Source organism: Microcoleus sp. BROC3 (genome assembly GCF_036702515.1).
Lineage (GTDB): Bacteria > Cyanobacteriota > Cyanobacteriia > Cyanobacteriales > Microcoleaceae > Microcoleus.
The window spans coordinates 16578-27304 of the sequence record NZ_JAUBTQ010000072.1; the positions used below are offsets into that span (position 1 = coordinate 16578).

A 10727-nucleotide genomic window follows, 5' to 3' on the forward strand; every position below is an offset into this window, starting at 1 on the left:
GGAGCGTGGTTTTTCGCAAGGTCACCCATGGCTTTTGTTCCGATTGGGGTGCGGAGTTGTTCGCCCAGGTGCGGTCGTTGGTGGATACGGCTCGCCATCAGAGTATCTCTGCCTTCCAGGCTATTTCCCATGCCCTTGCCTCACACCAGTCTGATTGGCTACTGAGTTGAGCAATTACAAGTCAAGATATAAAGAGCTACACAAGGAGCTTTATAGTCTGGAGCTTGGCAAGCGATATACTTTGGGAAACGGATGACAGTCCTTTATCGAGGGAGCATTCAATGATTACCCTGCCTGGAATTATTATCCACAGCAAAATCTATGAGAGCCTAGCTTCTTTGGTGTATCGGGGCATCAGAGAGCAAAATGATTGTGCAGTGATTGCCAAAGTTCTCAAGCAGGATTATCCCTCTCCTCATGAATTAACTCGCTATCGGCAGGAGTATGAAATTACTCGTTTTCTCAACATTGAAGGCGTAGTCAAGGCATACAGCCAACAAGACTACCAGCGCACGCTGGTTATTCTTTTGGAAGACTTTGGTGGAGAGTCTTTAGAATGCTGGATGCGGCAACAATTAGATTTCTCTCCTATGCCGCTGTCGGTTTTTTTGAATATGGCGATCGCCATTACTGATACTCTAGGCAAAATCCATGCGGCTCATGTCATCCATAAAGACATTAATCCTGGCAACATTGTCTTTAATCCGAGGACTGGCGTTGTCAAAATCATTGATTTTGGCATTGCCACTCGCTTCAGTCGCACCAATCCCACATTCAAAAGTCTCTATCTTCTAGAAGGAACCCCCGCCTATTTGTCGCCAGAGCAAACCGGGCGAATGAACCGGATGCTCGACTATCGCACCGACTTTTATTCACTGGGTGCAACCTTCTACAAACTGTTGACGGGACAATTGCCGTTTCCCACTCAAGATCTCCTGGAACTAGTCCACTGCCACATTGCTACACCGCCGATTCCCCCGCATGAATTAAATGTCACGATCCCCCAACCTGTTTCAAACCTGATTTTGAAACTGATGGCAAAAAATGCAGAGGATCGTTATCAAAGTGCCTGGGGCATCAAAGCAGATCTAGAGCGCTGTGCCCAACAACTGGCGGAAGTGGGTCAGATTAACGACATATCGTTGGGACTGCAAGATGTTTCCGAGCAGTTCCGCATTCCTCAAAAACTGTATGGGCGAGAAGCGGAGATTGCAGCATTATGGGTGGCGTTTGACAGGGTGACAGGGCGTAAGGCAGTCCGTGAAATGATGCTGGTTACTGGTTACGCTGGCGTTGGCAAAACGGCATTGGTACAGGAACTCTTTAGACCAATCACCGCAAAGCATGGCTATTTTATCTGGGGTAAATTTGACCAATTCCGGCGCAATATTCCCTATAGCGCAATCGTCGATGCCCTGCAAAGATTGGTGCACCAACTATTGAGTGAACCCAATGAACAGGTGGAAATATGGCGATCACGTCTACTCACTGCTTTGGGAAGCAACGGACAAATTATTATAGATGTCATTCCCGAAGTTGAGTTCATTATTGGCAAGCAGCCGCCTGTGCCCGATGTTGGAGCAACAGAAGCACAGAATCGCTTCAATCTCACGTTTCAAAGGTTTGTGCGGGCGTTTTGTACAAAAGAGCATCCCCTGGTCATCTTTTTAGACGATCTACAGTGGATCGATTCTGCGACGTTGAAGTTAATTGAACTCATATTGCTTGACGAGCAAACTCAATCCCTGTTTTTGATCGGAGCCTATCGAGATCATGAAGTGTCTTCAACGCATTCATTAATTTTGATGCTGGAGAGCTTGCGAAATCAGGGTGCAGCGCTTCAAGAAATTACCCTGACTCCTTTAACGCTGGAACCGTTGACTCAACTGGTGGCTGAGACGTTACATCGCAATTCTGATACCGTTCGTTCCTTAGCCCAAGTCGTGTTGCGTAAAACCGAGGGCAACCCTTTCTTTGTTGGTGAATTTTTGAAGCTGCTGTATGGCGAAAACCTGTTGACCTTTGATGCCCAACAGTTGAGTTGGCAGTGGAACTTAGCTGAGATTGAAGCTCAAGATATCACTGCTAATGTGGTGGAGTTGCTGCTGCGTCAGTTGCAGAAATTGCCGGAAGCAACACAGCAAGTTCTCTCCATCGCTGCTTGTGTTGGGTCTGAGTTTGATTTAGAAACGTTGGCGATCGTTTGCGAAAAATCACCGAAAGCAATTTTTCAGGATTTATTAGAAGCAATACAAGCTGGATTAATTCAACCTCTGTCTGACTTGAATGAAGACTTGTTGGTTCAAGAGTATAAGTTTTCGCACGATCGCGTTCAGCAAGCGGCTTATGCTTTGATTGATGAATCGCAGAAACAGATTGTTCATCTTCAAATCGGTCGCAATTTGCTCGAAAAAACTTCACCAGAGCAACGATCCGATCGGTTGTTTGAAATCATCGATCATCTCAATCAAGGACTTGAGCTAGTTACTGCTCGATCAGAACGAACTGAAATTGCCAGATTGAATTTAATGGCAGGTCATAAAGCAAAGGCAGCAACGGCTTATGAAGCAGCTTTTAAGTATTTCACTACAGGGCTTAAACTCCTTAATTCAGAGAGTTGGCAGAGTGAGTATGACCTCACCTTAGCGCTGTACTCAGAAGCAGCAGAAGCGGCGTATCTCCAGGGTCGCTTTGATGAGATGGAACAGTTGGTAGAAGTGGTACTCGATCGCGCCAAAACAGTGGTTGACAAAGTGCAGGCTTACGATAGCAGAATTCAAAGATATTTGTCACAGGGAAACCTGAAAGAAGCACTTAAAATTGGATTGGAAGTGTTGAAGCTCCTGGAAGTAAACTTATTAGAAACTCCAAGTCAGTTAGATGTTCAAAAAGAATTGGAGTCAACGGCTGCACTATTAACTGGGCAAGAAATCGAAGACTTAATTAATTTACCAAAAATGACCGCACCAGAACCGCTGGCAGCAATGTATATCCTGGCGAATATCATGGGTGCTGCATTTACGGTGTCATCAGCACTGATGATGCTGATTGCTTGCAAAATGGTGAATTTATCAATCAACTACGGCAATGCTACTTGGTCACCACTGAGTTATGCTGCCTACGGATCTCTTCTATGTGGAGTTGTTCAAGATACTGAACTCGGTTATAGATTTGGCAAATTTGCTCTAAGCTTGGCAGAACGATTGAATACCAAAAAAGGAAATACTAAAGCATTAATGTTTTCGAGTGCCCATGTCATGCACTGGAAGGTACATCTTAGGAAAGTAATACCATTTCTGGTTGATGCTTATCAAAACGGAGTGGAAACCGGAGACTTTGAATTCGCTGGCTATGCTTTATATCATGCATGTTATCGCTCGTTTTTTGTTGGTGAGGAACTCACCCAATTGGAACAAAAAACGGCAACCTACAGCAAAGCGATCGGACAAATCAGACGAGAAAACCCCTCGAATTGGATTGCAGTGTTGTGGCAAACAGTTCTTAATCTGTTAGGTAGGTCTGAGAACCCAAGCCGTTTAATTGGTAATGTATATGATGAAGAGGAAAAGCTATCGCACGCTGTTGCAATTAAAGACAAAACTGGAATTCACTACTTTTATTTAAACAAAGTCATATTGTGTTATCTATTTGGGGAGTATCAGCAAGCTGCACAAACTGCTGTTTTAGCCAAGCAGTATTATTTAGAAGAGGTAACAGCAATAACGGGTGTACCTATGTTCTATTTCTACAATTCTCTAGTGCTTTTGAGCCTGTTTGTTGAGGCTTCGAGCGCTGAAAAAAAGGCTTGGCTGAGTTGTGTGAGCAGCAACCAAGAAAAGATGCAAAAATGGGCAGAACACGCCCCGATGAACTATCTACATAAATTTCATCTGGTCGAAGCAGAGAAAGCGCGAGTCTCAGGGCAATTCTTTGAGGCCGAGGAACTTTATGAACGAGCGATCACAGGTGCTGCTGAAAATGAGTATATCCAGGAAGAAGCACTCGCGTATGAATTAGCGGCTAAACATTATCTAGCGCGAGGCAGAGAAAAAATTGCTCAAACCTACATGAAAGAGGCGCACTATTGCTACGATCGCTGGGGCGCAACCGCTAAAGTTAAAGACTTAGAAACTCGCTATCCACAGTTCTTTTCTCAGTCGTCTAGAGCCGCTTCCACATCAATTCCTATTACTGCTGAAACTATCTCTAATTCCTTCCATACCGCTTTCGATTTGGCAGCAGTGATGAAAGCTTCACAGGCAATTTCTCGTGAAATTGAACTGAAGCAATTGCTGCGATCGCTGATGCAAACTTTAATTGAGAATGCTGGCGCACAAACCGGATATCTGATTTTAGAAAACTCAGGAGAATGGTCGATTGAAGCGGCTTGTGAACTCAATGCCGATGAGAATGCTTGTGCAACTCAGGTGTTACAGTCTATTCCAATTTCCGATCAATTGCCAGAATCAATCATTCAATATGTGATTCGGACTCTGAAGCCTGTCATCTTAAATGATGCGACTCGTGAAGGTGCTTTTATTAATGAGCCATACATTCAACAGAGCCAGCCTCAATCTGTTTTCTGTTTGCCGCTGCTAAATCAAGCCAAGCTGATCGGTGTACTGTATTTAGAAAATCGGTTAGCAACTGGAGTATTCACACCAGAGCGATCGCAGGTCTTGCAGCTATTATCGACTCAAGCAGCGATCGCCATCGAAAATGCCAACCTTTACTCAGAACTGCGGGCTAAAGAAAGCAAGATCACCCAGTTCCTCGAAGCGATTCCAGTGGGAATTGCGATCGTGGATGCGAAGGGTTGCCCTTACTATGCCAACCAATGCGGCAATCAACTCGTGGGCAAAGAAACTGATCCTTCCATAGCACCAGAGCAGATCTCAGAGGCTTATCAGCTTTATGTAGCGGGAACGGATCAAATCTATCCAGCGGAGAGCTTGCCTATTGTGCGGGCATTAAGAGGCGAACGCATCAGGACTGAAGATATAGAAATTCGTCGAGATAATGTCACAATTCTACTGGAGGCACGGGGAACGCCAGTTTTTGATCGACAGGGCAATATCACTTATGCGATCGCTACCTTTCAGGACATTACAGAGCGCAAACAAGCCGAGAAACTCCTAGCCGACTACAACTGCACTTTAGAGCAACAGGTTGCAGAACGAACTGCTGCGTTACTACAAAGTGAGGCCAATTACCGCAACCTGCTACAAACCGCGAATTCAGTCATCATTCGCTATGACACGCAAGGACGGATTCATTACATAAATGATTATGGGGTGAAACTTCTGGGCTATGAAGAACACGAGCTTTTAGGGCGAACCCTATTTGAAACAATCATTCCAGACATCGAAACCTCTGGACGCGATGTCAAACCCTTTATCCATGATTTACTTCGGAATCCCAAATTGTACCCGAAAGGCGAGAGTGAAAACCTGTGTCGAGACGGTCGGCGAGTTTGGCTTGCCTGGTCTAATCAAGCCATCTTCAATGACCAGGGAGAGTTCGTTGAAATCTTATCGGTTGGAATGGACACCACCCAGCGTAGACAAGCAGAAGAGGCATTACAACGCAGTGAAGTTAAGTTCAGAACTATTTTTGAAAACTCACAGGTTGGCATCTTCCGTACCCGCCTCTCGGATGGATTACTTCTCGATGCCAATCAATGCTATGCCAATCTGCTTGGCTTTGATTCATCAGAGGAGATGATTGGGCTTGAACACGCCACAGACTACTATGTAAATCCCAGCGATCGCCAACAATTCCTTGAGGTGCTGAAGCGGGATCGGGAAGTGCGAAGCTATGAAGCACAGGGGCGAAAACGAGATGGGACAGTGTTTTGGGGACTTTTCTCTGCTTATCTGAATGCAGACGATGACTACATTGAAGGGGTGATTGCGGATATTAGCGATCGCAAACAAGCAGAAGCCGCTCTACAAACGAGTGAAGAACGACTACGCTTAGCATTAACCGCTTCAAATCAAGGACTCTACGATTTCGATTTAAAGACTGAAGAAAGAATTGTTAACCCGGAATACGCTTTAATGCTGGGCTACGATCCAGCAACATTCCACGAAACCATTCCTGAATGGATTGCTCGTTTGCATCCTGATGACAGAGAATCAGTTGTCGCAACCTACCGTGCTTGTATTACTGGAGAAATCCCCAACTTTCAAGTAGAGTATCGCCTTCGTACCCAGGATGGTCAGTGGAAATGGATTCGTTCTGTCGGCAAAATTGTTACCTGGAATGAATCCGGTGAACCCATCCGAGCGTTGGGAGTTGTTACGGATATCAACGATCGCAAGCAAGCAGAAGCAGCATTGCAAGCCTCTGAAGCAGAACTGCGGGCGCTCTTTTCAGCCATTCCCGATCCATTATTTGTACTGACTGCTGAAGGGCGATTCCTTGAAATCATCGTACAGGAGCCAAATCTGCTATGGCAACCCATTGAGGAGATGATTGATAAAACCATGCATCAACTCGGAAAGGAACAAGCCGATGAATTTCTAAGTTATATTCAGCAGGTGCTGAGAACCCAACAAACCCTCACAGTCGAGTACAGTGCGTTTCTAAATGGACGAGAAGCCTGGTTTTCGGCTCGCATTGCACCAATCGACCACGATCGGGTGATTTGGCTAGCGCGAGATATTACGGCGCTGAAGCAAGCAGAAGAAGCCTCGATTCTGGAAGAGCGCAACCGCATGGCACGCGAAATTCACGACACACTCGCTCAGTCGTTTACAGGTATTCTGGCTCAGGTAGGTGCTGCAAACCAGGTGCTAACGGATGATTTAGAAGCAGCTCAGGCACACCTAGACCTGATTAAAGAATTGGCGCGAACTGGACTGACTGAAGCGCGGCGATCGGTCGTGGCACTCCGTCCCCAGCTTTTGGAGGAGGGCAGTCTACAGAGCGCTCTACATCGTCTCATCGCTCAAATCAGAACTGCCGCAATGGATGTCACTCTATATTATGAGATTGAGGGTGCAGTGTATTCTCTACCCACTGAAGTCGAGAATAACTTACTACGGATTGGGCAGGAAGCATTAACTAATGCGATTAGATACGCCAATGCTGATGAAATTCGAGTGGAGCTAGTCTACGATCGCGATCAGTTTTGCTTGCGCGTGAGAGACAATGGACAGGGCTTTGGAGTTGGAAGTATTTCAGCCTCTGAGGGTTTTGGCTTACTCGGCATGAGCGAACGGGCTGAGCGCATCGGCGCACAACTCACGATTAGGAGTCAACCTGGACAAGGAACAGAAATTATTGTCACCGTCAACCTTTGAGTGAGCATTACAATGAGCCAAGCTACGACCATTCGGGTTCTGATTGCGGACGATCACGCCATTTTTCGGCAAGGATTAGCCACGATTATTAACCGTGACCCAGATATGCAGGTGATTGCACAAGCCGAAAATGGGGAACAGGCGATCGCCGCCTTTCGGGAACACCAACCAGATGTAACGCTAATGGATCTGCGAATGCCTGAAGTGGAAGGAGTTGCCGCCATTGGTGCAATTTGTGCGAGCGTTAAATCTGCTCGGATTATTGTACTGACCACGTATGATAGTGACGAAGATATTTATCGGGGATTGCAGGCAGGCGCAAAAGGATACCTGCTGAAAGAAACTGAACCTGACGAGCTTCTGAATGCGATTCGCACCGTTCATCGGGGTCAGAAGTATATTCCGCCTGATGTGGGAGCAAAGTTAGTACAGCGCCTCAGCAATCCAGAACTGAGTGAAAGAGAATTAGAAGTACTCCGCTCGCTGGCACAGGGAATGAGTAATGCGGATATTGCGGCAGCTTTGAGTATTGGTGAAGGCACGGTTAAATCTCATGTCAATCGGATTTTGAATAAGTTGGATGTGAGCGATCGCACTCAAGCGGTGATTGTTGCTGTTAAGCGCGGCATTGTCAGTTTGTAGGGTGTACTTTCGATCGAGTTGAGAGTCTAACTTAAGTTAGAGTCGGCCTTCTACTTTGCGATGGAACGATTACTCTATCAATTTTTACTGTCAAACTTTTAACTCACTATAGACGACAGGTTGAAAGCGACCACCTATATTGAATTTATGCAAACAGTCATGCAAATGGATCGAGCAAGTAAATTGCATGGTTCTATGCTTGATGCAGATGTAAAAACATGAGCGACGATCGTAGCCACAGGTCTTTACTTGTACCACCTTCAACTCAAGATTGGATTCAAGGTATTCTGAGTGCCAAGGTAGTGCTGGTGATGTACGGAGATTATCAATGCCCTAGAAGTGCGGACGTTTACAAGCTGATTAAAGCGATCAAACGAGAGCTTAGTGCTGCTTTTGGAGAAGATTATTTATGCTTCATCTTCCGTCATTTTCCACAAACACAGATTCATCCCCATGCTCAACGGGCCGCCGAAGCCGCCGAAGCCGCCGCCGCCCAAGGAAAGTTTTGGTTAATGAGCGATACCTTATTTGACCATCAACAAAGGTTGGAGAACGGTTATCTTGTCGAGTACGCCAATGATTTAGGGCTTGACATTCCTCAATTTCTCAAAGAGTTGTCTAAACAAGTGCATGTCGATCGCATCAACGAAGATATCGAAGGCGGAATAGAGAGTGGAGTAACGACTGCCCCAGCCCTGTTTATCAATGGAATTCGGTATACCGAGCGCTGGAACACGACGGAGTTGATGGCTGCCATGATTGCTGCAAGTCATTAAGTTCCCCGATCTTTGCTCTCAATTCATATCTGACTTGCCTGTAAGTGCTGTAAGCCATCTAATTTTGATGGCTAGACTTTGCCTACTCTGCTGAACAAAATTACCGCTTTTTGAACCATGCCAACAACTGAATTCCTGCGTATTGATTTAGTGAATTACAAATCAGTATTTCATTGAGGATAATTCTATGACACGTTTACTAGTACAAGATAAGAATAATTATGGGCATGAAGGTAAACCTCAGACTGATTCTCTTCAGGACTCCTCAGTCAATCATGCCCTGATTGCGATCGCGCAAGAAGTCACTGAGTTACTGAGACAAGTTTACTTGATGCAAACTGACGAAATTGAAACAGGAGAAACAGAATGATACTGCAAGATAAAGTGGCGTTAGTCACTGGTGGTACATCGGGAATCGGCAGAGCAACAGCGATCGCTTATGCCCAACAACAAGCAAAGGTGGTGGTAGTTGGTCGTCGAATTGATGAAGGTGAAGAAACGGTTCGATTGATCAAATAAGCTGGCGGAGATGCTATTTTTGTGCAAGCAGATGTTACGAAAGAAGCCGATGTTAAAGCAATGGTTGATAAAACGGTTGACGTTTTTGATAGGTTGGATATTGCCTTTAATAATGCAGGAATGGGCGGCGAAAATCCCTCATTGATTGAGCAAACAGAAGCTGAATATGACCGCACTATGAACGTCAATGTCAAAGGCGTTTGGTTGTCGATGAAATATGAAATTGCTCAGATGTTGAAACACGGAAGTGGTGCGATCGTCAATATGGCATCTGCGGTTGGAGTCGTTGCACTTCCTAACATACTCGTCTACACCGCGAGTAAACATGCGGTAGTAGGCTTAACAAAAGCTGCTGCACTCCAATATGTCAAAGCGGGTATTCGCATTAATGGCGTTGCACCAGGGTCAATCCAAACAGATATGTTTAAAAGAGTTACAGATGAAGCCAAAGCTTACTTGGTAGGACTTCACCCGATCGGACGAGTTGGCATACTGCTTGAAGTTGCAAATGCAGTCCTGTTTCTATCATCTGATATGGCATCCTTCGTAACAGGTGAAACATTGATGGTAGATGGTGGGTATGTAGCGCAGTAGTTGATCGGCAATGCAAAATATTGCAGTGATCGAATGCGCGATGGCTAGCTTTTGTCTGTTTTGTTGAGCAAATTGCCAATCTTTGAACCATGCTAACAATTACAACGCCAACCCTTAAAGCCAAGCGTAAGGGCTTAACGCACACTCGATTACAGCAAGTAATCGGCTATATTCGTGCTCACCTTGATCGAGATCTATCACTGACGGAACTTGCAGAAGTGATCAATATTAGCCCGACTTACTTTGCAAGTTTGTTTAAGCAAACAATGGGAATTTCTCCCCGTCAGTACGTGATTCAGCAGCGCGTGGAACAGGCAAAATTGATGCTATCGAAAACAGATCTGGCGATCGCAGACATTGCCCTGCAAGTCGGCTTCTCCAGCCAAAGCCATTTGACGCAGCACTTCAAGCGATTCACGGGAAAGACCCCCAAGCAGATTCGTTAGCGCCATAAGAATCTGAAAGAAATCGAGCCTTGGAACTTATTAAATTGACATTAAGTTAGGCAAGAATCTGAAGCAGCAACATAACTAAGATTGTATCTTCGTCCACAACGTCAACTAAGAATGGATCGGACAAAAATGAGCATTCAGCAATTGATTACGCCTGAAAAGCACGACCTAGGTGGGTTTAGCGTACAGCGCATCTTACCGAGTGAAACCCTAAAAATGGTTGGCCCTTTCATCTTCTTCGATCACTTAGGCCCATCTATTTTCCCGGCTGGAAAAGGCGTCGATGTTAGACCCCATCCACATATCAATTTAGCGACGGTTACCTATTTGTTTGAAGGAAGCATTCTGCATAGAGATAGTCTAGGGACAGTACAAGAGATTTTTCCGGGCGAGGTGAACTGGATGACAGCGGGCAAAGGTATTGTTCATTCTGAGCG

The 10727-nt window shown here is 45.5% G+C and carries 6 protein-coding genes and 1 pseudogene; all 7 read left to right on the forward strand.

The genetic code is table 11. The annotated features are described in order from the left end of the window. The first annotated feature begins 281 nt into the window (after positions 1-281). Positions 282-7307, forward strand: coding sequence for a PAS domain S-box protein (locus tag QUB30_RS29605; protein WP_333341313.1), 7026 nt, complete (start codon positions 282-284; stop codon positions 7305-7307). Between the two features lie 12 nt (positions 7308-7319). Continuing rightward, on the forward strand, positions 7320-7949 hold the full coding sequence (locus QUB30_RS29610) for a response regulator (protein ID WP_015179707.1): 630 nt from the start codon (positions 7320-7322) through the stop codon (positions 7947-7949). A gap of 218 nt (positions 7950-8167) precedes the next feature. Further along, the gene (locus QUB30_RS29615; RefSeq protein ID WP_333099889.1) at positions 8168-8725 is read left to right on the forward strand and encodes a DsbA family protein; all 558 of its coding nucleotides are present in this window, start codon (positions 8168-8170) and stop codon (positions 8723-8725) included. A gap of 187 nt (positions 8726-8912) precedes the next feature. After that, positions 8913-9095 carry a hypothetical protein gene (locus QUB30_RS29620; RefSeq protein ID WP_333093237.1) on the forward strand — a complete coding sequence of 61 codons (183 nt, stop codon included), beginning with the start codon at positions 8913-8915 and terminating at the stop codon, positions 9093-9095. Further along, a pseudogene (locus tag QUB30_RS29625) lies at positions 9092-9838 on the forward strand (SDR family oxidoreductase). Before QUB30_RS29620 ends, QUB30_RS29625 begins: the two are co-directional and overlap by 4 nt. Before the next feature lie 89 nt (positions 9839-9927). Further along, positions 9928-10284, forward strand: a complete 357-nt coding sequence (locus QUB30_RS29630) for an AraC family transcriptional regulator (RefSeq protein WP_333064425.1) — start codon at positions 9928-9930, stop codon at positions 10282-10284. A 135-nt stretch (positions 10285-10419) separates the two neighbouring features. Then, positions 10420-10727 (forward strand): pirin family protein (locus QUB30_RS29635; RefSeq protein WP_333341318.1); only part of this gene is annotated, 308 nt, incomplete at its 3' end.

Bases quoted from the DNA above. Each gene is read 5' to 3' on its own strand.
- QUB30_RS29605 (WP_333341313.1), top strand. From the start codon at position 282: ATGATTACCCTGCCTGGAATTATTATCCACAGCAAAATCTATGAGAGC.
- QUB30_RS29610 (WP_015179707.1), top strand. From the start codon at position 7,320: ATGAGCCAAGCTACGACCATTCGGGTTCTGATTGCGGACGATCACGCC.
- QUB30_RS29615 (WP_333099889.1), top strand. From the start codon at position 8,168: ATGAGCGACGATCGTAGCCACAGGTCTTTACTTGTACCACCTTCAACT.
- QUB30_RS29620 (WP_333093237.1), top strand. From the start codon at position 8,913: ATGACACGTTTACTAGTACAAGATAAGAATAATTATGGGCATGAAGGT.
- QUB30_RS29630 (WP_333064425.1), top strand. From the start codon at position 9,928: ATGCTAACAATTACAACGCCAACCCTTAAAGCCAAGCGTAAGGGCTTA.